Origin of the sequence: Leclercia sp. LSNIH8 (assembly GCF_002920195.1) — a bacterium.
GTDB lineage: Bacteria > Pseudomonadota > Gammaproteobacteria > Enterobacterales > Enterobacteriaceae > Enterobacter.
In genome coordinates, this window is record NZ_PQJY01000001.1 from 883166 (window position 1) to 905225 (window position 22060).

The window sequence follows — 22060 nt, forward strand, 5'->3', positions numbered from 1 at the left end:
TCGTGTGGGTCCGGTCATGTTGGATGTGGAAGGTTATGAGCTGGATGCGGAGGAGCGCGAAATTCTGGCGCACCCGCTGGTAGGTGGCTTGATCCTGTTTACGCGTAATTATCACGATCCGGCGCAGCTGCGGGAGCTGGTTCGCCAGATCCGGGAGGCCTCCCATCACCGGCTGGTGGTGGCGGTGGATCAGGAGGGGGGCCGCGTGCAGCGATTCCGCGACGGCTTTACCCGTCTGCCCGCTGCCCAGTCGTTTGCCGCGCTGCTCGGGCTGGAAGAGGGCGGCAAGCTGGCGCAGGAGGCGGGCTGGCTGATGGCAAGCGAGATGATCGCCATGGATATTGATATCAGCTTTGCCCCGGTGCTGGATGTCGGCCATATCAGCGCCGCCATCGGTGAGCGTGCATACCATGACGAACCGCAGAAGGCGCTACAGATGGCGACACGCTTTATCGACGGCATGCACGAGGCCGGGATGAAAACCACGGGGAAACACTTCCCGGGTCATGGCGCCGTGACGGCGGATTCCCACAAAGAGACCCCGCGTGACCCACGGCCACAGGCGGAGATCCGCGCCAGAGATATGTCGATTTTCAAATCGCTTATCAGCGACAACAAGCTTGATGCAATTATGCCCGCGCACGTGATCTATGCCGACGTCGATCCGCGTCCGGCCAGCGGCTCGCCGCACTGGCTAAAAACCGTCCTCCGTCAGGAGCTGGGCTTCAACGGTGTGATTTTCTCTGACGACCTGTCGATGGAAGGGGCAGCGATCATGGGCAGCTACGCTGAACGCGGTCAGGCATCGTTGGATGCAGGTTGCGATATGATCCTGGTCTGCAATAATCGTAAAGGCGCAGTGAGCGTGTTAGATAACCTGTCGCCGATCAAGGCTGAACGTGTTACACAATTGTATCATAAAGGTTCTTTTAGCCGTCAGGAACTGCGGGATTCAGCACGCTGGAAAACCGTCAATGCGCAACTTGAAGCGCTTCATGAGCGCTGGGAGGCGCATAAAGCGGGGCAATGATCCCTCCTGACAAGCGTAGTGTGACGAGGATACGATGATCATCTATTTGCACGGTTTTGATTCGAACAGTCCCGGGAATCACGAGAAGGTCCTGCAACTGCAGTTTATCGATCCGGATGTGCGGCTGATTAGCTACAGTACGCGCCATCCGAAACATGATATGCAGCATCTGCTGAAAGAAGTGGACAAAATGCTGCAACTGAACGTTGATGACCGTCCGTTGATTTGTGGCGTTGGCCTTGGGGGTTACTGGGCGGAGCGCATTGGGTTCTTATGTGATATTCGCCAGGTGGTGTTCAATCCTAACCTGTTCCCGAACGAGAACATGGAAGGCAAAATCGACAGGCCGGAAGAGTATGTTGATATCGCCACCAAGTGCGTGAGCAATTTCCGCGAGAAAAATCGCGATCGCTGCCTGGTGATCCTCTCCCGCAACGATGAGGCGCTCAACAGCCCACGGGCAGCGGAGCTGCTGCATCACTACTACGAAATTGTCTGGGATGAAGAGCAGACCCACAAGTTCAAAAACATTGCCCCTCATCTGCAGCGGATCAAAGCGTTCAAGACCTTAGGATAAGGCTCATTTTTTCAACCAGGCCCGGCCACCTACGTGAGCCGGGCTTTCTTTTTGCTAAGCTTGGGTGAATTTTAAGCGGCAAAACTTGATGCACATCAATTTTGGTATGACCAATGCACCGAACATGTTATTCTCATGGTCGTGGGATGGTTTCAGTGCTGTAACCTGTTGTTAACTAAAGGTTATTTTCATAACCTTTAGTTAACAATTGGTTAATAATTTAGGGGGTCACGTTGACTACACCATTGAAAAAGATAGTGATTGTGGGCGGCGGCGCAGGCGGGCTGGAGCTGGCTACGCAGCTGGGCAAGAAGCTCGGACGCGGCAAAAAAGCCAAAGTGACGCTGGTCGATCGCAACCACAGCCACCTGTGGAAACCGCTGCTGCACGAAGTTGCCACCGGTTCTCTGGATGAGGGCGTTGACGCGCTGAGCTATCTGGCGCATGCGCGCAACCATGGGTTCCAGTTCCAGCTGGGTTCAGTGGTCGATATCAACCGTGAAAGCAAAACCATTACCCTGGCGGAGCTGCGTGACGAGAAAGGCGAACTGCTGGTACCGGAGCGTAAGCTGGCATACGACACCCTGGTGATGGCGCTGGGCAGTACCTCAAACGACTTCAACACGCCGGGCGTGAAAGAGCACTGCATCTTCCTGGATAACCCGCATCAGGCGCGTCGTTTCCATCAGGAGATGCTGAACCTGTTCCTGAAGTATTCCAATAACCTCGGCGCAAGCGGCAAGGTGAATATCGCTATCGTCGGCGGTGGCGCGACGGGCGTTGAGCTCTCTGCGGAGCTGCACAACGCGGTGAAACAGCTGCATAGCTATGGCTACAAAGGCTTAACCAACGACGCGCTGAACGTGACGCTGGTGGAAGCGGGCGAACGTATTCTGCCTGCGCTGCCGCCGCGTATCTCCGGTGCGGCGCACAACGAGCTGACCAAACTGGGCGTGCGTGTTCTGACCCAGACGATGGTCACCAGTGCCGATGAACAGGGTCTGAACACCAAAGATGGCGAACACATTAAAGCCGATCTGATGGTCTGGGCAGCAGGCATCAAGGCGCCTGATTTCATGAAAGAGATCGGCGGGCTGGAGACCAACCGCATTAACCAGCTGGTGGTTGAGCCGACGCTGCAAACCACCCGCGACCCGGATATCTTTGCCATTGGCGACTGCGCCTCCTGCGCCCGTCCGGAAGGTGGGTTCGTGCCACCGCGCGCCCAGGCCGCACACCAGATGGCCAGCCTGGCACTGCACAATATCCTGGCGCAGGCGAAGGGCAAGCCGCTGAAGAACTATGTCTATAAAGATCACGGTTCTCTGGTGTCGCTCTCGAACTTCTCCACCGTCGGTAGTCTGATGGGTAACCTGATGCGCGGTTCGATGATGGTAGAAGGACGTATTGCCCGCTTCGTCTACATCTCGCTGTACCGTATGCACCAGATTGCGCTGCACGGCTATTTCAAAACCGGGCTGATGATGCTGGTAGGCAGCATCAACCGCGTCATCCGTCCACGACTCAAGCTGCACTAACGCCTTTGCCCCTTCGCTCCCGCGAAGGGGCTTTTTCAGCATATCATTCTGCAAATCGCCCTCACAAAGTCTAAGAGTCCTCCTAAACCGGCTCATTTTGCGCTTGTTCCCACATTTTTAATCCTTTCTCTGATTTGCCTGCACACACCTTTAGTTGCAGAATTGTTACTAATAGCAATACAAAGGAGAACGTCACATGAATAAATCCATGGTGGCAGGTATAGGGATTGGCGTGGTCGCCGCATTAGGTGTGGCGGCAGTTGCCAGTCTTAATGTTTTTGATCGTGGCCCGCAGTATGCGCAGGTGGTTTCGGCTACGCCTATTAAAGAGACGGTGAAAACACCGCGTCAGGAGTGCCGGAATGTGACCGTAACGCATCGCCGTCCTGTACAGGATGAAAACCGTATTGCCGGTTCTGTACTGGGTGCGGTGGCCGGTGGGGTGATTGGTCATCAGTTTGGCGGCGGACGCGGTAAAGATGTCGCGACGGTCGTGGGCGCACTGGGTGGCGGTTACGCGGGGAATCAGGCGCAGGGTGCCCTGCAGGCGCGTGATACTTACACCACCACCGAGCAGCGCTGTAAGACGGTCTACGACAAGTCAGAAAAAATGCTCGGTTACGATGTGACCTACAAAATTGGCGATCAGCAGGGCAAGATCCGTATGGATAAAGATCCCGGCACGCAGATCCCCCTTAATGGCGACGGCCAGCTGATACTGAATAACAAAGCATAAAAAAATCTGTTCTCTGCATTTAGCTCCCCATTCGCTCAGGCTGGGGAGCTTTTTTTGCGCAAAAAAAAGACCTTAACAGCGGCGCGATGTGCGCCAGGAGTAAGGTCTTTCATGGAGAGGCTGCTGGGTGACAGGGGTTAAAGGTCGAATTCATTATACTGGCGCAGTAACATAAATCCCGTTATCAGTACGGAAAGAAAAGCAAATAAAACTGACCCACCACATAAAACCCAGAGACCGAATAACAATGTAATGACTATAAGCACCTTAAAAAAAGGTAATAGCAAAATCATTATATTCTCCTTCTGAATGTGAATAGCCAGAACGCCTTCGTCATAACTAATGCACCTAATCATTAGCACATCAATAATCACAGGTTAAGCATAGCAAGCGGTGAAGCCGTGGTGATAGCTTTTAACTATCTTTCTATGAAGTATAGCGGAAGCTGCGGTGAGAAAAGGGGGAGCAGGGCGGCAGACCGCCCTGAAAATCAGGCTTTCAGCAGTTCAGGCCATAACCGCAGGGTTATCTGGGTGACAGTCAGCAGTTTTTCCAGGCTGGCCCCTTCCCGGGCACTGATGGACATACCCTGCAAAATGCAGCTCAGATATTGGGCAAGTTTCTTCGGATCGCACTGCGCCGGGATCTCACCGCGCTGCTGACGCTGCTGTAAAAACTGGCACAGCGTCTCTTCCTGCATGGCATGGCGAGATTTAACCGTATGGGCAATCTCTTCAGAAGAGGCTGCAAGCGTGGCCGACGTGTTAATCATAAAACAGCCCGCAGGGGTATCTTTGCTGGTAAAGCAGGTCGCCACCGCGGTGAAATAGTCTTCCAGCGCCCGTTCAACGGGTTTCTCCTCACAGAACAGCTGCGCTTCATGGCGGGCGGCGAAACGGCTGATATAGCGATCCAGCACCGCCCGGAACAGCCCCTCTTTATTGGTAAATTCTGCATACAGCGTAGGCGCTTTCGCCCCCGTCGCGGCAACCAGGTCAGCCAGTGATGTGGCTTCATACCCATGCTGCCAGAACAGCGTCATGGCCTTGTCCAGCGCCGCTTCCCTGTCGAACACTTTTGGTCGGCCACGGCTTTTCTTTTCGCAACGCGTGTCATCGGTTGTCATGAGCCGTTGTACCTCTGTTGGATTGTTGAACGACCATTATAAAAATAATCCCTTTCCGCAGCCAGCGCCGCATGAATAAAAATTTATTCATCATATCAATATGAATTTAAACGCTTTTAAAATTATTTTAATGATCGTTATAAAAATAAATTGACGTGTGATGTAGATCACATCTATCATTTTGTTATCGATCGTTAAGTTAATGCTTACGACATCCCGTTCACTTGCAAAAGGTCCTTATCATGAAAAACGTAAAAACAATCATCGCCGCTGCAGTACTCAGCTCACTCTCATTTGCCAGCTTCGCTGCGGTTGAAGTTCAGTCTACCCCTGTCGATCAACAAAAGGTGGGCACCATCTCTGCGAACGCCGGGACTAACCTGAGCTCTCTTGAAAGCCAGTTAGCGCAAAAAGCGGATGAAATGGGGGCGAAATCTTTCCGTATCACTTCCGTAACCGGCCCGAACACCCTGCACGGTACCGCAGTGATCTACAAATAAGCATGGCTTAACCCTCATTAATGCCACTGCGAAAAAAAACGCTCTGCTTGTGCAGAGCGTTTTTTTATCTGTTAAGGCTACAGCGCCTGGGTTACGGAGTGAGGAGTCACATCTACCGGCATACCCGAACGCGCTTCCATGGCGCGCTCCATAACAACCTCGTCAGCGCTGGCTTTAAAGCCCTGCTGTGCAGCATTCAGGACAATCGGTAGGGTCTGGGGATCGTCATTCAGCGCTTTTGACAGCGGCTGATGAACCTCCACCAGGCGCACGCCGCCAGGCTCTTCCGAGACCTTAATCGGCGTGTTCATGATATTCACTTTGGTACCGGGCTGGACCACGCGGAACAACGTCTCGATGTCATTATCCCGCAGGCGAATACAGCCGGAGCTGACGCGCATGCCGATGCCAAAATCGGCATTGGTACCGTGCAGCAGATAGACCCCACCGTAGGCCGCCAGGCGAATGGCGTGTTGACCCATCGGGTTATCCGGTCCGGCGGGGACCACCGCTGGCAGATCGATACCCTGGGCTTTATAGCGGGCGCGGATGTTGGCGGTTGGGGTCCAGGTCGGATTGGCGCGTTTGTCCGACACCGTGGTGACCATAGTTGGCGTCAGGGTATCGCCCCCCAGTTGGCCAATACCGATGGGGTAAACCGTGACCTCGTTTTTACCCGGCGGATAATAGTAGAGCCGCAGTTCAGCCAGGTTGATCACAATCCCTTCCCGCGGGGCATCGGGGAGGAGGGTCTGAAGCGGAATGGTCAGGACACTGCCTGCGCGGGGGACATAGGGATCGACGCCCGGGTTAGCCTGCAGCAGCGCCAGGAAACCGACGTTATATTTTTTGGCAATGGCCTCCAGCGAACCACCATCGTTTTCCACCACATGAAAACGATTTTCGCCCACCAGCCGACTTCCCGCCGGGGGTAGGGGCCAGGTATTCGCCCGAGCGGGCAGGGCAAGCGCTACGGTCGCGAGGAGCGCAACCACCGATATCCAACGGGTAAAACGCGACGTTTTTATCATCACCAGAATCCATAGCAATAAAGATTATTATTATCTGAACGTTAATTAATAATTATGGCGAATGAGTGTGTCGGGAAGTCCAGGGGGATTGCAAAGAGTTGTAAATTGCGTGGGAAAATCATGCCGGGCGACCCGATGGCAGCCCGGCACAGGGTCAGGCTACGGCATTCTCTTCAAGCTGACGCATAAAGTTACGTACCCAGTCCATACGAGTTTTGCGCTCCGCCAGATCCTGGGTGAATTTCAGGCGCGTCGGCCCATCGAGCCGGAAGTGCTGGGGCTGTTTTTGCAGCAGGCCGATCAGCCACATCGGATCGACATGGTTCTTCTCGGCAAACTCAATCATGCCGCCTTTATCATTCCCCTCCAGCTTGCGGATCCCCAGCTTCTGCGCCTGCTGGCGTAAACGGGCAATATCCAGCAGGTTACGCGCTGCATCCGGCAGCAGGCCAAAGCGGTCGATCAGCTCCACTTTTATCTCTTCCAGACTCGCTTCGTCTTTGGCGCTGGCAATGCGTTTGTAGAACGACAGGCGGGTGTTAACGTCCGGGATAAAATCATCCGGCAGCAGGGACGGCATCCGCAGTTCCACTTCCGTTTGCTGGCTGGTGAGATCTTCCAGCGATGGCTCGCGCCCCGCCTTCAGGGCATCGACGGCGTTTTCCAGCAGCTCCATGTAGAGCGAGAAACCGATGGTTTCCATCGAGCCGCTCTGATCTTCCCCAAGCAGTTCGCCCGCGCCGCGGATCTCCAGGTCGTGGGTGGCCAGCGCAAAACCGGCGCCCAGATCTTCCAGCGAGGCGATGGCTTCGAGACGCTTTTGCGCATCGGGGGTCATCGCTTTCGGGTGTGGGGTCATCAGCCAGGCATAGGCCTGATGGTGCGAACGTCCGACACGGCCACGCAGCTGGTGGAGCTGGGCCAGGCCAAAGTGATCCGCTCGCTCAATAATGATGGTATTGGCGGTAGGAATATCGATACCGGTTTCGATGATCGTGGTGCAGACCAGCACGTTAAAGCGCTGGTGATGGAAATCGTTCATCACCCGTTCCAGCTCGCGCTCGCGCATCTGGCCGTGGCCGATGGCGATCCGCGCTTCCGGCACCAGCTCCGCCAGCCGGTCGGCCGCTTTCTGGATATTCTCGACATCGTTATAGAGATAATAAACCTGGCCGCCGCGCAGCACTTCACGCAGGATCGCCTCGCGCACCACCAGGTTATCGTACTCGCGCACAAAGGTTTTCACCGCCAGACGGCGGGCAGGCGGCGTGGCGATAATCGACAGATCGCGCATGCCGCTCATCGCCATATTTAACGTGCGCGGGATCGGCGTGGCGGTGAGGGTCAGAATATCGACATCGGCGCGCATCGCTTTGATGCGCTCCTTGTGGCGCACGCCGAAGCGGTGCTCCTCATCGACAATCAGCAGTCCCAGATCTTTCCACTTCACGTCGCTCTGCAGCAGTTTATGGGTGCCGATTAGAATGTCGATCTTGCCTTCGCTTGCCTGCTCCAGGATCTGCGCCTGCTCTTTGGCGCTGCGAAAACGCGACATCATCTCAATGCGCACCGGCCAGTTGGCAAAGCGGTCACGGAAGTTATCGTAGTGCTGCTGTGCCAGCAGGGTAGTCGGCACCAGCACCGCCACCTGCTTGTTGTTCTCCACCGCCAGGAAGGTGGCGCGCATCGCCACTTCGGTTTTACCGAAGCCCACATCGCCGCAGACCAGACGATCCATCGCCAGCGGCTGACACATGTCGCTCAGCACGGCGTTAATCGCCTGGGCCTGATCCGGGGTGGTTTCAAACGGGAAGCTGTCGCAGAAGAGCTGATACTGCTCTTTATCATGCTTGAAGGCGTAGCCCGCCTTCGCCGCGCGCTGGGCGTAGATATCCAGCAGCTCCGCCGCCACATCGCGCACTTTTTCCGCCGCTTTCTGCCGCGCCCGCGCCCAGGCATCGCCGCCGAGCTTGTGCAGCGGGGCATTCTCTTCCGCACCGCCCGCGTAGCGACTGATCAGGTGCAGGGACGACACCGGCACATAGAGTTTGGCGTCGTTGGCGTACAGGAGCATCAGGTATTCACCCTTGATGCCGCCCGCTTCCAGGGTGGTCATCCCGGCGTAACGGCCTACGCCATGCTCAAGATGGACAATCGGCTGGCCGGGATGCAGCTCCGCCAGGTTGCGGATCAGCGTGTCCGGATTGATGGTGCGACGGTTGTCCTGACGGCGGCGCGCCACGCGCTCACCCAGCAGATCGCTTTCGCAGATCAGCGCCAGATTATTGAGCGTATCAATAAACCCATGTTCGGCGGCGCCGATCATCAGGTAGCGTCCGTTGCCGCTGGCGTCGTCCAGGCGCAGGATCCGCTTCGGTGCGACCTTAATGCGGCCAAGCAGCTCGCCCAGCGCCTCACGGCGCCCTTCGCTTTCCACAGAGAAGATCACCGGGCCGGTAAAGGATTCGAGGAACTTACGCAGGTTATCCAGCGGCGATTTGTTCTGCGCCTGCACCGCGAGGTCTGGCAGCGGCTGATAGGCCAGGTTGGTATTGGCAGCTTTCTCCGGCAGGCTGTCGGTTTTGAGCTGCATGCGCGGCCAGCGTTTCAGCTCGCTGAACAGCTCATCGGTGCGCAGCCAGAGCAGCTCGGGCTGCAGCAGCGGGCGCATCGGATCAACTCCCCGATTTTCAAAGCGAGCGCGGGTTTCACTCTCGAAACGGCTGGCGCTGGTCTCCAGATCGCCGGTGTTGAGCACCAGCGTATTGGCCGGGAAATAGCTGAACAGGGCAGGCAGCGGCTCGCTGAAGAACAGCGGCTGCCAGTATTCGATCCCTGACGGCAGGGTGCCTTTGCTCACCTGCTGGTAGATATGCTCGGCGTCGCGCTTGACGTCAAACTTATCGCGCCACTGGCTGCGGAAGAGCTCAATAGCGGTTTTGTCGGTCGGGAATTCGTGGGCCGGCAGCAGGTTGATAGCCTCCACTTCCTCCAGCGTGCGCTGGGTATCGGCATCAAACAGGCGCAGGCTGTCGATTTCATCGTCGAAAAAGTCCAGACGATAAGGTTGTTCACTGCCCATAGGGTAGAGGTCGAGCAGCGCGCCACGGGTGGCGTACTCCCCGTGCTCCATGACCTGATCGACATGGCGATAGCCCGCGCTGTCGAGCTGCACGCGCAGGCCATCCCTTGAGAGGCGCTGGCCTTTTTTCATCACCAGCGCGTGGCCGTGCAGATAGCTGTGCGGGCAGACGCGCTGCATCAGGGTATTGACCGGCACAATCAGCACGCCGCGCTGCATGGAGGGCAGCTGATACAGCGTGGAGAGGCGCGAGGAGATGATCTCCTGGTGTGGCGAGAAGCTGTCGTAAGGCAGCGTCTCCCAGTCGGCGAGGCTGGTGACCAGCTGATCGGTGAACTGGCGGATCTCATCATGCAGACGCAGGGCGTTTTGCATGTCCGGCGCGACCAGTACCACCGGGCCCTGATGACGCTCTGCAATTTCCGCCACCAGCGTGGCGCAGGCTGCCCCGGTCAGTTCACCTAACTGGCGTTGGTCGCCCGCTTTGACGGGCAGGGAAAAACGATTTTGTTCAGGCATGGCTTTGTCAGGATCTCGTATGGGCATATCACTGATACACAATGTCTTTATTATCCTTGATCGTTTTACATTAGCAAACCGTAACCGCACACAGCGCAAAGCTGCCTCTCACAGGGGCGCTAGCGTGTCGCCTGAACCAGCGTCAGCCGGGCGGGTGGGGTAAAGAAAATATCTCCGGCCAGCGCGCGGGAGAGGTTACGCGCCCCCAGCCCCACCAGGGTGCAGATCAGCAGGCTGGCAAACGGGTAGATCAGAACCAGCGTCAGCTCCGCCCATACCGTCCAGGTGCCGCCATTCAGCTGGTGAATCATCAACAGGCTGACCCCTTCAATAAGAATGCGGTGGGTGGTGTAAATCGCAATGGTGTTGGAGCCAACCACGTTCAGCACATTGTCAGGGCCCACGGCGAAACGCTGCTCCAGGCGGTAGAACAGGGCCATAATCAGCAGGATCGACAGCAGCGACAGCGGCAGGGGAACCCCGACAAACCACAGCACGACGGAGACCACCCCGAACGCCGCAACCGCCAGGGCGTCACGGCGCCACACCCGGCTCTGCATCCACGCCATCAACTGCACGCCGTACCAGGCCCCGAGGCTGTAATAGATCATATTGCGCACCACGCTGTTCATCCCCCACCACGGCAGCGGCACAAAGTTGATGGCGATGCTGGCGAGCGCCAGCAGCCCGATAAGCGGCAGCTTCCAGCGGCTCAGCAGCTTGCAGAGCGTAAAATAGACCACCAGGGCGTAGAGATACCACAGGCTGGTGCTGGCAGTGAGCATGCCGGTGATAAAGCCGGTCAGCGAGTCGGCATAGGCGGCGTTCGACGCGGTATTGAGATCCCGCTCCGGCGCCAGCCACGCATTAAGATGGGTCAACGCCTGCCACTGTAATACTCCCCACAGCGCCAGCACCCAGATAATGCTCCAGAGCCGTTTGTCCAGGCAGGTTTTCCAGTCGACCTCGTCAATGTAGCGCCGGACCAGATACCCCGAAATAAAGAAGAACACCGGCATGCGGAAGGGGGCGAGATAGAGATTGAACGTTACCCAACATTTGGCGAGCAGCACCGAAAGGGGAGCATCCAGCGCCTCAAGATGGGGATAAAAGGTGATCACCGAGTGGTAAATCACCACCAGGCAGATGCAGAGTCCTTTTATCTGGTTAATCCATAGAGCTTTTTGTTTCATCGCGTTCCGGGTCCTGTTATTACCTTAATCGAGCGGGTAAGTGTGTTACGCGGCGGGCGGGATGTAATGGGTAAGAGTCTGTATCCGGATGCTTTTCAGAAAAGCTGCAAACACCTGCGCGGGATAGGGCGTCTTACGAAAGGGGGATATTGCGCTGATTTAACGTACTTTTTCAGACAAATGATAAGCAAAGCTTACGGTTTCAGTCATTTACCCTTAGCGGATTCGCTTATATACTCGTGGGTCTGCTACCAGCAAACAGACGGATTTCATGTATCAACCTGTCGCACTTTTCATAGGCTTACGTTATATGCGTGGGCGCGCCGCGGACCGATTCGGTCGCTTTGTCTCCTGGCTTTCCACCATTGGCATTACGCTTGGCGTGATGGCGCTGGTGACGGTGTTGTCCGTCATGAACGGCTTTGAGCGCGAGCTGCAAAATAACATTCTGGGGCTGATGCCGCAGGCGATCCTCTCATCCAGCAGCGGGTCGGTGAATCCGCAGCAGCTGCCACAAAGCGCCGTCAAGCTGCAGGGCGTAAGCCGCGTGGCGCCGATCACCTCCGGTGACGTGGTGCTCCAGAGCGCGCGCAGCGTGGCGGTCGGGGTGATGCTCGGCATCGATCCGGCGCAAAAGGATCCCCTGACGCCATATCTGGTCAACGTCAAACAGAGCGATCTGGCTCCCGGCCAGTACAACGTCATTCTCGGCGAACAGCTTGCTGGCCAGCTGGGCGTTAATCGCGGCGATCAGCTGCGGGTGATGGTTCCGTCTGCCAGCCAGTTTACCCCGATGGGGCGTCTGCCGAGCCAGCGCCTGTTTAATGTGATCGGCACCTTCGCCGCTAACAGCGAAGTGGACGGCTATCAGATGCTGGTCAATATCCAGGACGCGTCGCGCCTGATGCGTTACCCGCTCGGCAACATCACCGGCTGGCGTCTGTGGCTCAACGAGCCGCTGAAGGTCGATGTGTTAAGCCAGCAAACCCTGCCGGAAGGCACCAAATGGCAGGACTGGCGCGAACGTAAGGGCGAGCTGTTTCAGGCCGTGCGGATGGAAAAAAACATGATGGGCCTGCTCCTGAGCCTGATTGTGGCGGTTGCCGCCTTTAACATCATTACCTCGCTGGGCCTGATGGTGATGGAGAAGCAGGGCGAAGTAGCGATCCTGCAAACCCAGGGGCTGACGCCGCGGCAGATCATGGCGGTCTTTATGGTGCAGGGCGCCAGCGCCGGGATTGTCGGCGCGCTGCTCGGCGCGCTGCTCGGTACGCTGCTGGCCAGCCAGCTCAATAATTTAATGCCGATTATCGGCGCGCTGCTTGACGGCGCGGCACTGCCGGTGGCCATTGAGCCGCTGCAGGTAGTGGGCATTGCGCTGGCTGCGATGGCCGTTGCCTTACTCTCTACGCTTTATCCTTCATGGCGCGCTGCCGCCACCCAACCCGCTGAGGCTTTACGTTATGAATAAGATCCTGTTGCAATGCGACAACCTGTGCAAACGCTATCAGGAAGGCACGGTGCAGACGGATGTCCTGCACAATGTCAGTTTCAGCGTTGGGGAAGGGGAGATGATGGCGATTGTCGGCACCTCCGGCTCCGGAAAAAGTACCTTACTTCACCTGCTCGGCGGGCTGGATACGCCGACCTCCGGCGATGTGGTCTTTTCCGGCACGCCGCTGAGTACCATGTCATCTGGCGCGAAGGCCGATCTGCGCAACCGCGAGCTGGGCTTTATCTACCAGTTCCACCACCTGCTGCCGGACTTTACGGCGCTGGAAAACGTGGCGATGCCGCTGCTGATCGGCAAAAAGAAACCGGCTGAAATCAACGCCCGCGCCAGCGATATGCTGAAAGCGGTCGGGCTGGGCCACCGCGGCAATCATCGGCCTTCCGAGCTCTCGGGCGGCGAGCGCCAGCGTGTGGCGATTGCCCGTGCGCTGGTAAATAATCCGCGCCTGGTGCTGGCGGATGAACCGACCGGTAACCTGGATGCCCGCAACGCCGACAGCATCTTCCAGCTTCTCGGCGAACTGAATGCCTCCCAAGGCACCGCCTTCCTGGTGGTGACCCACGATCTGCAGCTGGCAAAACGCATGTCCCGCCAGCTGGAGATGCGTGACGGTCGCCTGAATACCGAACTGACCCTGATGGGGGCAGATTGATGGCTTCACCGTTATCGTTACTCATCGGCCTGCGTTTTAGTCGGGGACGCCGCCGCAGCGGCATGGTGTCGCTCATCTCGGTCATCTCCACCGTCGGTATCGCGCTGGGTGTGGCGGTACTGATCGTTGGCCTCAGCGCCATGAACGGCTTCGAGCGCGAGCTAAACAACCGCATTCTGGCGGTGGTGCCGCACGGCGAAATTGAGCCGGTTAACCAGCCGTGGAATAACTGGAACGACGCTCTGAATAAAGTGGAAAAGGTGCCGGGCATTGCTGCCGCTGCGCCGTATATTAATTTCACCGGGCTGGTGGAGAGCGGCGCAAACCTGCGCGCTATCCAGGTGAAAGGGGTGAACCCGCGCCAGGAAGAGAAGCTCAGCGCGCTGCCGCAGTTTATCCAGAAAGAGGCCTGGGCCAACTTTAAGGCTGGCGAACAGCAGATCATCCTCGGTAAGGGGGTGGCCGACGCGCTGAAAGTGAAGCAGGGCGACTGGGTCTCGATCATGATCCCGAACGCCAGCGCCGATCACAAGCTACAGCAGCCAAAGCGTGTACGTCTGCACGTTATCGGTATTTTGCAGCTAAGCGGCCAGCTCGATCACAGCTTTGCCATGGTCCCGCTGGAAGATGCGCGCCAGTATCTCGATATGGGCAGCAGCGTCACCGGGATCGCCATCAAGGTTAACGACGTCTTCAACGCCAACAAACTGGTGCGCGACGCCGGGGAAGTGACCGACAGCTATGTTTACATCAAGAGCTGGATCGGTACTTACGGGTATATGTATCGTGATATCCAGATGATCCGCGCCATCATGTATCTGGCGATGGTGCTGGTGATCGGCGTGGCCTGCTTTAACATCGTCTCTACCCTGGTGATGGCGGTAAAAGACAAGAGCGGCGACATCGCGGTGCTGCGTACCCTCGGGGCAAAAGATGGTCTTATTCGTGCCATCTTCGTCTGGTATGGTTTGCTGGCGGGGCTGCTGGGCAGCCTGTGCGGTGTGGTCATCGGCGTGGTGGTTTCATTGCAGCTGACGCCGATCATCAACGGTCTTGAGGCCCTGATTGGGCATCAGTTCCTGTCGGGCGATATCTATTTTATTGACTTCCTGCCGTCTGAATTGCACTGGCTGGACGTTTTTTATGTGCTGGTTACAGCACTTTTACTGAGTCTGCTGGCAAGCTGGTATCCGGCGCGTCGCGCAAGCCGAATTGATCCGGCGAGGGTATTAAGTGGCCAGTAATTACGTCATGATCCGGTGAGCGTTGCCGCCGGGTCAAAAGAGGAATGCACTATGTATTATGGATTTGATATTGGCGGCACCAAAATTGCGCTGGGCGTATTTGATACCAACCTGAAATTGCAGTGGGAAACCCGCGTTCCCACTCCCCACGAAAGCTATGATGAATTTTTAACCGCCATTGCCGCGCTGGTGGCCCAGGCCGATGAACGCTTCGGCGTGAAGGGCACGGTGGGCATTGGCATTCCGGGGATGCCGGAAACCGACGACGGTACGCTGTACGCCGCCAACGTCCCCGCTGCCAGCGGTAAGCCGCTGCGCGCCGATCTGACCCGCCTCCTTGAGCGCGACGTGCGCCTCGACAACGACGCCAACTGCTTTGCCCTCTCCGAAGCCTGGGATGATGAGTTCCAGCAATACCCACTGGTGATGGGGCTGATCCTCGGCACCGGCGTCGGCGGCGGGATTGTGGTGAACGGCAAACCGGTGACCGGACGCAGCTATATCACCGGCGAGTTTGGTCATATTCGCCTGCCGGTGGATGCGCTGGAAGTCGTGGGGCGTGATTTCCCGCTCATCCGCTGCGGTTGCGGCCAGCACGGCTGCATTGAGAACTACCTCTCCGGCCGTGGATTTGCATGGCTTTATGAACACTTCTATCATCAAAAACGTCAGGCTCCGGAAATCATTGCCCTCTGGGAGCAGGGGGATGAACAGGCTGTAGAGCACGTTGAGCGCTATCTCGATCTGCTGGCGGTCTGTCTGGGGAATATCCTGACCATTGTCGATCCTGACCTGCTGGTGATCGGTGGAGGATTATCGAACTTTACGGCCATCGCCGAACGGTTGTCCGGTCGCTTGCCGCGTCATTTGTTGCCGGTTGCCCGCGTCCCGCGCATTGAGCGCGCGCGACATGGCGATGCCGGAGGAATGCGCGGCGCCGCATTCCTCCATCTCACCCGTTAGCCATACGAGGTTTTTATGCTGTCGCGACGGTCACTTCGACTCAGCCGTTTTCGCAAAAACAAACGCCGCTTGCGTGAGCGCTTACGCCAGCGAATTTTCTTCCAGGATGTGGCAATGCCGGAATTGATGGAAAAACCAAGAGTACTGGTCCTGACCGGGGCGGGGATCTCCGCAGAGTCGGGCATTCGAACGTTTCGCGCGACCGACGGGCTGTGGGAAGAGCATCGGGTTGAAGATGTGGCGACGCCGGAAGGTTTTGCCCGTAATCCGCAGCTGGTGCAGGAATTCTACAATGCCCGCCGCCGTCAGCTGCAGTCGCCGGAGATCGCCCCTAACGCGGCGCATCTGGCGCTGGCGAGGCTGGAAGAGGCTTTGGGGGATCGCTTCCTGCTGGTAACGCAGAACATCGATAACCTGCATGAGCGCGCGGGCAACCGCAACGTGCTTCATATGCACGGTGAATTGCTGAAGGTGCGTTGTTCCAGCAGCGGCCAGGTCTTTAGCTGGACCGGCGATGTGACCTCCGATGACAAATGCCACTGCTGTCAGTTTCCTTCGCCGCTGCGCCCGCACGTGGTGTGGTTCGGCGAAATGCCGCTGGGAATGGACGAGATCTACAGCGCCCTGGCGATGGCGGATCTGTTTATCGCCATTGGCACTTCCGGGCATGTCTATCCGGCGGCGGGATTTGTTCACGAAGCGAAGCTGCACGGCGCGCACACGGTGGAGCTGAACCTTGAGCCGAGCCAGGTGGGCAGCGAGTTTGAAGAGAAAACCTACGGGCTTGCCAGCGAAGTGGTGCCGCAGTTTGTAGATAAGCTTCTTAAGGGATTGTAAGCGCTTCAATGCGCGAAGAGCAGACGCTTTTCGCGCAAATTTTCAAGGAACGACGGGAACAGGTTATGGATAACCCGCTAATTATATCGGCCATTATTTTTATTGTGGCGGTAGGGATTGGGCTGTGGAGCCAGTATTGCCTGCCTCGCCTTTCTGACAGCAGAAATATTCTGTTCATTCTCTTTTTGTTCCTCGGCATTGTCTCCGCCGGCTCGTGTATATTTAACCTGGTATACCTGCTGTTTACCGGGCAACGTGCGCATGGCGATGTGCAACTGTTTGGCACGATTATTACGCTGGTGGTGCTGTGGAAGCCGCTGATGTATGTGATTGGCAAAATTGATGACGCGTTGCAAAAAATATCGGAGTAAATAGTTGCGCGGCACTAATCAACGCCAGATTATCCGCAAAGCCCTGACAACAACGCAGGACCTTACGCAGTTAAAATAAATAATTAATCTGTTGTTGATTCGACCAGCGCCTCATCAGACCACGGCGTCTCCGGCAGCCTGCGCATAATTCGCCTCATTGCCAGAGCGTCCAGTAAAATGGTTGGCACCATAATAAAAGAGATGAGCCAGAAAAAAGGATTCCTGACGGGGAAAATGGTTGTCCATTTATCCTGTTCATTGACACGCGACAACGTCCGGCTACTCAATCTCGTCACGCAATATTTAAAGGAGTAGTTATTTTCTATCGATATTAAATTAACAGGTGTCGTCAGGCCATTCATATAGTTTCTGCACCACGCCCAGGATTCCGCATAACTCAAAAGAGTATCTGCAATATCGGTAGAGAAGCGAGAGACTTGATAAAATAAAGGCGCGTTATCATCGCTGATGATCACCCAGTTTTTTCTTCCGTCGGTCGAGGGGGCTTGCCACTTATACCATGTCCGGGAACCCGCAGTTCCGGAACCGTTACTAAAATGGGCTTCAATGTCCTTCCAGTCATAAATCAGCGTTTCGACAGGCCATTTCGCAAAGATATTACGCGTGGGGCGATACGTTTGAACATACACGCGTTGGCGTTTGCGATTCAGCCTGACAAGTAACGTTTTAGGGTGGGTCATGACGACACGCAATGCGTGGATGCTGCTATAGAACATCAGGATGAGTATAATCTCAACCAGAATAAATACGGGAGAATACCCAATAATTGGGCCAATAAATAAAATAGATAACAGAAATGGGATTAATGTCAGAAGCGGCATCGTTACGCCAAGCCATTCGCTTCTTGGGACGTTTCTTATGATATCGCAATAAATATCATTGACGGCGACTACACCGAATAGCGGTGGCGCTTTTCTCTGCGTTTTTTTTGACATAATAAGTCCTTTTATGATGTTGCCTGTAATCCTTTAAATCAGGAAACTCAATGCTCATGTCTTGTTAACGGTAGTAAAAATAATGTCGATGCAGAAAAAAGAGAATAAAGAACGTTATCGTTCAGCTTCATATGTACTTATCCTTGTACCATTCAGTTATGCCGGGTCGAAACCCGGCATAGTATTGCATTAACGACCAGCCTTCAACTTCTGGTAATACTCTTCATACAGGCGGCTGGCATCGCCCACATCGTTCTGCCATTCGCCTTTGCTGACGGTTTGTGCATCCGGGTAGAGCGACTTGTCATTCGCCACTTCCGGGCTCAGCAGCTTGCGGGCGGCCAGGTTTGGTGTCGGATAGCCGATGGTTTCTGCCACCTGTTTTGCCACATCCGGGCGCAGCAGGAAGTTAATCAGCTTCAGGGCACCGTCCACGTTTTTAGCATTGGCCGGAATAGCCAGGCTGTCCATCCAGAAGATCCCGCCCTCTGCAGGCCACACCACTTCCAGCGGCGTACCGGCCTGACGCGCGACGTAGGCCGACCCATTCCACACCATCCCCACGTTGACTTCCCCTTCCATATACGGGTTCGCCGGGTTGTCGGAGTTGAAGGCGGCCACGTTAGGCATCAGTTTTTGCAGCTCGTGGTAAGCCGCTTCAATCTCTTTCGGATCGGTGGTGTTGCCAGAGTAGCCCAGCTTACGCAGCGCAATCTGGAACACTTCGCGGGCGTCGTCGGTCAGCAGCAATTCGCCTTTATAGTCCGGTTTCCACAGGTCGGCCCAGCTCGTCACCGATTTAGGATCCATCGCTTCGCTGTTGATCCCAATTGCCGTTGCGCCCCAGATGTACGGAATGGAGTAATCGTTATTCGGGTCAAACGGCTTGTTGAGCATCTCCGGATCGAGGTTTGAAAAATTGCTCAGCTTCGATTTGTCGATCTTCTGGATCATGCCCTCTTTGCGCATCTTGTCGACGAAATAGGTCGACGGGACCACCAGGTCGTAGGCGCCATCTTTATAAGTTTTGAGCTTGGCATACATGGTTTCATTCGACTCGTAGGTCGAGTAGATAACCTTGATGCCGGTCTCTTTAGTGAACTGCTCCAGCAGGCCTGGCGGCACATACTCGGTCCAGTTATAGAAATAGAGCGTTTTACTGTCGTCCGCGTGTGCAGCGCTAATACCCATTGCGAGAGCGCCTGCCGCGAGCAGGTGGCGTGACCATTTTTTCATTAATACGTCCCCTGAGATTTTGTTTTATCACGAGCAATAAGCTGGCTGGCAATCACCAGAACCAGCGATAACATCAACAGTATGGTCGCCAGCGCGTTCACCTCCGGTGAGACGCCAACTTTCACCATCGAATAGATCTTCAACGGCAGAATTTCATAGCTCGGCCCGGTGACGAATGACGAAACCACCACGTCATCCATCGACAGGGTAAAGCTGAGCAGCCATCCCGCGGCCACGGCAGGCATCGCCAGCGGCAGGATAATTTTGCGCAGGATGGTCATCTCGCTGGCACCCAGATCTTTCGCCGCCTCCAGCATCCGCACGTCAAAGCCTTTCAGACGGGAGTAAACCGTCACCACCACAAACGGCAGGCAGAAGGTGATGTGCGAGAAGAGCAGGGACCAGAAGCCCAGTTGCACCCCCAGCAGCATAAAGAGCACCAGCAGCGAGATGGCCATCACGATGTCCGGTGACATCATCACCACAAACAGCATGCCGCTGACGAAGGGTTTACCGCGAAAACGGTAGCGATAGAGCGCCACCGCCGTCAGGGAGCCAATCAGGGTGGCGAGGGTGGCCGAGAAGATCGCCATCGTCAGGGAGTGCTGCGCCGCCTGCAGCAGGCTGTCGTTATTCACCAGCAGGCTGTACCACTGGGTGGTAAAACCCTGCCAGTTAATGCCAAAGCGCGAGCTGTTAAAGGAGTTCACGATCAGGATAATGATCGGAATGTAGAGGTACGCATAAATCGCGGTCATAAAACCGCCGCGGAGCAGTCGACCGATCATTCAAGTTCCCCTTTACTGTTAAGCAGCCGCGACGCGCGCCAGTAGACCAGCAGCATCAGGCCCATCACCAGGGTCAGGGTGATACTGGTGGCCGAACCGAACGGCCAGTCGCGAATATTGAGGAACTGGCTCTTGATGACATTACCGATCAGCAGGTTTTTAGCTCCGCCCATCAGGTCGGACACGTAGAACAGCCCCATCGCCGGCAGCATCACCAGCAGGCAGCCGGCAATGATCCCCGGCATGGTCAGGGGGATGATAATGCGGATAAAGGTCTGGATTTTGCTGGCGCCCAGATCCCTTGCCGCCTCCAGCAGGGGTTTATCCAGCTTCTCAATGCTGGAGTAAAGCGGCATCACCATAAACGGCAGCAGGATGTAGACCAGCCCCACAATCACCGCGCCGGGAGTGAACATGATGCGGATCGGGGTATCAATAATGCCCAGCCACAGCAGAAACTCGTTCAGGTAGCCTTTGGTGCTGAGAAAGATCTTCAGGCCGTAGATGCGGATCAGCGAGTTGGTCCAGAAGGGCACAATCAGCAGGAACAGCAGCAGCGGTCGCACTTTCGTCGGCAGCTTCGCCAGGAACCAGGCAAAGGGATACCCCAGCACCAGGCAGGCTACGGTGGCTATCAGCGCCATATTGAGCGAATGGAGCAGGACCTGGAAATAGAGCGGGTCCAGCAGGCGCGCGTAATTTTCCAGCGTAAAGACCAGCGAGACAAAATGGGCGTCGTCACGGGTCAGGAAGCTGGTCGCGATGATCATCAGGTTGGGTAAAAAGACAAATAACACAAGCCAACCGACGATAGTGGCGATCACCACATTCTGGAATTTACTTGTGTTCTTCATCAGCCAGCACAACCTCCCAGCTTTCTACCCAGTTAATGACCATTTTTTGATTGAGCGAGTGGTCGAAATCAGGATCGTCTTCGTTAAAGAATTCGCTGACCATCACCATCTTGCCGTTTTCCAGCTCAACGACTGACTCAAGCGTCATGCCTTTGTAGTTGCGCTCGCGGATATAGCCGATTAGCCCTTCGACCTCGGTTTCGTCGTGGATCTCATCAACGCGTAGATCTTCCGGACGCAGCAGAACGTTCAGCTGCTGTCCCGGCTCAACGGCAAAATTGACGAAGATATTGCAGGCGCGGCCCTCGACGTTAGCCAGCACCCGCTGCTCGTCGAGTCGTTCAATAACGGTAGCACTGAAGATATTGATTTCGCCAATAAAGCTGGCGACAAACAGGTTTTTCGGCTCTTCGTAGATCTCGCGCGGCGTGCCGTCCTGCTCGATTTTGCCGTCGCGCATCACCACGATGCGATCGGACATGGTCAAAGCCTCTTCCTGATCGTGGGTGACAAAGACAAAGGTGATCCCGAGCTTACGCTGCAACGCCTTTAATTCGTTCTGCATCTGCTTGCGCAGCTTGTAGTCCAGCGCGGAAAGGGACTCATCCAGCAGCAGCAGGCGCGGTTTATTAACCACAGCGCGGGCGATGGCGACACGCTGTTGCTGTCCACCTGAAAGCTGGTGCGGTTTACGCTGAGCGAAGGCTTCAAGCTGGACCATACGCAGAGCCTCGGTGACGCGCGGGGTGATTTCGCTGGCGGGCGTTTTTTGCATCCGCAGGCCAAAGGCGACGTTTTCAAAAACCGTCATGTGCGGGAAAAGCGCGTAACTTTGAAAGACGGTATTGACGTGGCGGTGTTCAGCAGGCACCTGGGTAATGTCCTGACTGTCCAGATGGATGTGACCGCGATCGACGTTTTCCAGCCCGGCGATAAGGCGAAGCACTGTCGTTTTACCACAGCCTGAAGGGCCAAGTAGTGTAAGAAATTCGCCGTTGTTGATCGTTAAATCCAGGTCGGAAATGACGGTTTTTCCGTCAAAGCTTTTACGAATTCCGGCCAGTTGCACCAACGGTGACAGTGAAGCTGGTTGTGTATTCAATTTTTGATTCAGTCCCATATCGACGCTGCAAATGCTTATCGCAGCGGGGTTTGTGGTTAACCACCTTGGTGAAACGTAATGAGGGCGGACATTCTACGGAAAAGCGCTGCAATCGCCAATCCTTGTTACCCATTGATAAGCTACATTTATTAGCAAACGACGAGAGAAACGGAAATATTCTCGTTTACGGGATAAAAGTGACCTGACGCAAT

General features: G+C 55.8%; 20 protein-coding genes. 11 read left to right on the top strand and 9 right to left on the bottom strand.

The window, feature by feature from the left end; genetic code table 11:
• Positions 1-4: 4 nt before the first annotated feature.
• The 4 genes from nagZ (at position 5) to C3406_RS04400 (ending at position 3881) form a co-directional block, all read left to right on the top strand.
• A complete protein-coding gene (nagZ, locus tag C3406_RS04385; protein ID WP_103823725.1) occupies positions 5-1030 on the top strand; it encodes a beta-N-acetylhexosaminidase in 1026 nt (341 codons plus the stop codon).
• A gap of 34 nt (positions 1031-1064) precedes the next feature.
• A complete protein-coding gene (gene ycfP, locus C3406_RS04390; protein WP_032617568.1) occupies positions 1065-1607 on the top strand; it encodes an alpha/beta hydrolase YcfP in 543 nt (180 codons plus the stop codon).
• Between the two features lie 233 nt (positions 1608-1840).
• A complete protein-coding gene (locus tag C3406_RS04395) occupies positions 1841-3145 on the top strand; it encodes an NAD(P)/FAD-dependent oxidoreductase (RefSeq protein ID WP_103823726.1) in 1305 nt (434 codons plus the stop codon).
• 196 nt (positions 3146-3341) lie between these two features.
• Positions 3342-3881, top strand: coding sequence for a glycine zipper 2TM domain-containing protein (locus C3406_RS04400; RefSeq protein ID WP_103823727.1), 540 nt, complete (start codon positions 3342-3344; stop codon positions 3879-3881).
• Positions 3882-4371: 490 nt separating this feature from the next.
• On the opposite strand, the gene C3406_RS04410 is transcribed toward C3406_RS04400, so the two are convergent.
• Positions 4372-5007 carry a TetR/AcrR family transcriptional regulator gene (locus C3406_RS04410; protein WP_103823728.1) on the bottom strand — a complete coding sequence of 212 codons (636 nt, stop codon included), beginning with the start codon at positions 5005-5007 and terminating at the stop codon, positions 4372-4374.
• Positions 5008-5249: 242 nt separating this feature from the next.
• On the opposite strand from C3406_RS04410, the gene bhsA reads away from it, so the two are divergent.
• Complete coding sequence (gene bhsA, locus C3406_RS04415) at positions 5250-5507, top strand: multiple stress resistance protein BhsA (protein WP_103823729.1); 258 nt, start codon at positions 5250-5252, stop codon at positions 5505-5507.
• A gap of 77 nt (positions 5508-5584) precedes the next feature.
• Here bhsA and ldtC read toward each other — a convergent pair whose 3' ends face one another.
• The 3 genes from ldtC to C3406_RS04430 form a co-directional block, all read right to left on the bottom strand.
• The gene (gene ldtC / locus C3406_RS04420) at positions 5585-6541 is read right to left on the bottom strand and encodes a L,D-transpeptidase LdtC (RefSeq protein WP_146052354.1); all 957 of its coding nucleotides are present in this window, start codon (positions 6539-6541) and stop codon (positions 5585-5587) included.
• Positions 6542-6692: 151 nt separating this feature from the next.
• Positions 6693-10139 carry a transcription-repair coupling factor gene (gene mfd, locus C3406_RS04425; protein WP_103823731.1) on the bottom strand — a complete coding sequence of 1149 codons (3447 nt, stop codon included), beginning with the start codon at positions 10137-10139 and terminating at the stop codon, positions 6693-6695.
• Between the two features lie 119 nt (positions 10140-10258).
• Positions 10259-11332 (bottom strand): acyltransferase family protein, encoded by a 1074-nt coding sequence (locus tag C3406_RS04430; RefSeq protein ID WP_103823732.1) that lies wholly within the window; start codon positions 11330-11332, stop codon positions 10259-10261.
• A 271-nt stretch (positions 11333-11603) separates the two neighbouring features.
• Between C3406_RS04430 and lolC the strand changes: the two genes are divergently transcribed.
• The 6 genes from lolC to C3406_RS04460 all read left to right on the top strand — a co-directional run bounded on the left by lolC (position 11604) and on the right by C3406_RS04460 (position 16912).
• Positions 11604-12803: a lipoprotein-releasing ABC transporter permease subunit LolC gene (gene lolC / locus C3406_RS04435; RefSeq protein ID WP_103823733.1), complete on the top strand. Its 1200-nt coding sequence runs from the start codon at positions 11604-11606 to the stop codon at positions 12801-12803.
• The gene (gene lolD, locus C3406_RS04440; RefSeq protein WP_103823734.1) at positions 12796-13497 is read left to right on the top strand and encodes a lipoprotein-releasing ABC transporter ATP-binding protein LolD; all 702 of its coding nucleotides are present in this window, start codon (positions 12796-12798) and stop codon (positions 13495-13497) included. Before lolC ends, lolD begins: the two co-directional genes overlap by 8 nt.
• Complete coding sequence (lolE, locus tag C3406_RS04445) at positions 13497-14741, top strand: lipoprotein-releasing ABC transporter permease subunit LolE (protein WP_103823735.1); 1245 nt, start codon at positions 13497-13499, stop codon at positions 14739-14741. Before lolD ends, lolE begins: the two co-directional genes overlap by 1 nt.
• 51 nt (positions 14742-14792) lie before the next feature.
• On the top strand, positions 14793-15704 hold the full coding sequence (nagK, locus tag C3406_RS04450; protein WP_103823736.1) for an N-acetylglucosamine kinase: 912 nt from the start codon (positions 14793-14795) through the stop codon (positions 15702-15704).
• A gap of 15 nt (positions 15705-15719) precedes the next feature.
• Entirely contained in the window at positions 15720-16541 is an 822-nt protein-coding gene (gene cobB / locus C3406_RS04455) for a Sir2 family NAD+-dependent deacetylase (protein WP_103823737.1), read from the top strand.
• Between the two features lie 65 nt (positions 16542-16606).
• On the top strand, positions 16607-16912 hold the full coding sequence (locus C3406_RS04460) for a hypothetical protein (protein WP_103823920.1): 306 nt from the start codon (positions 16607-16609) through the stop codon (positions 16910-16912).
• Between the two features lie 83 nt (positions 16913-16995).
• Here C3406_RS04460 and C3406_RS04465 read toward each other — a convergent pair whose 3' ends face one another.
• The 5 genes from C3406_RS04465 to potA form a co-directional block, all read right to left on the bottom strand.
• On the bottom strand, positions 16996-17868 hold the full coding sequence (locus tag C3406_RS04465) for a DUF6708 domain-containing protein (protein ID WP_103823738.1): 873 nt from the start codon (positions 17866-17868) through the stop codon (positions 16996-16998).
• 189 nt (positions 17869-18057) lie between these two features.
• Entirely contained in the window at positions 18058-19104 is a 1047-nt protein-coding gene (gene potD, locus C3406_RS04470) for a spermidine/putrescine ABC transporter substrate-binding protein PotD (RefSeq protein WP_103823739.1), read from the bottom strand.
• The gene (gene potC / locus C3406_RS04475; protein ID WP_103179124.1) at positions 19104-19892 is read right to left on the bottom strand and encodes a spermidine/putrescine ABC transporter permease PotC; all 789 of its coding nucleotides are present in this window, start codon (positions 19890-19892) and stop codon (positions 19104-19106) included. The genes potD and potC overlap by 1 nt, the downstream gene beginning before the upstream one ends.
• Positions 19889-20746, bottom strand: coding sequence for a spermidine/putrescine ABC transporter permease PotB (gene potB / locus C3406_RS04480; protein WP_103823740.1), 858 nt, complete (start codon positions 20744-20746; stop codon positions 19889-19891). The genes potC and potB overlap by 4 nt, the downstream gene beginning before the upstream one ends.
• Positions 20730-21866 carry a spermidine/putrescine ABC transporter ATP-binding protein PotA gene (potA, locus tag C3406_RS04485; RefSeq protein WP_103823741.1) on the bottom strand — a complete coding sequence of 379 codons (1137 nt, stop codon included), beginning with the start codon at positions 21864-21866 and terminating at the stop codon, positions 20730-20732. The genes potB and potA overlap by 17 nt, the downstream gene beginning before the upstream one ends.
• Between the last annotated feature and the right edge of the window lie 194 nt (positions 21867-22060).